This window comes from Amycolatopsis ponsaeliensis (assembly GCF_030182635.1).
GTDB lineage: Bacteria > Actinomycetota > Actinomycetes > Mycobacteriales > Pseudonocardiaceae > Amycolatopsis > Amycolatopsis ponsaeliensis.
The window spans coordinates 1-218 of the sequence record NZ_JAPZLD010000144.1; the positions used below are offsets into that span (position 1 = coordinate 1).

Sequence of the window (218 nt, forward strand, 5' to 3'; positions counted from 1 at the left end):
TCAGGTTCTTCTTGGTCGACGAACCAACTACCGGAGACCTCACCTATGTCGACCACCGACACGCCCAACTTCAGCTCAATCTGCCCGAGACGACTTCGATACAGGCCCTAGTTCTACGAAGTGCTGGAGCTGTTCGCGCTGCACCTCAGGTGGGCCGGGAAGATCCTCTAGAACGGCTTGTGGAATCACCATCCAGAGCTTCAATGGGTTGCTCTTCC

At 56.0% G+C, this 218-nt stretch carries 1 protein-coding gene; it reads right to left on the minus strand.

Going from position 1 to position 218, the window contains the following annotated elements:
* Nucleotides 1-75 precede the first annotated feature (75 nt).
* Nucleotides 76-192, minus strand: a complete 117-nt coding sequence (locus QQ657_RS56920; protein ID WP_350310788.1) for a hypothetical protein — start codon at nt 190-192, stop codon at nt 76-78.
* Nucleotides 193-218 lie beyond the last annotated feature (26 nt).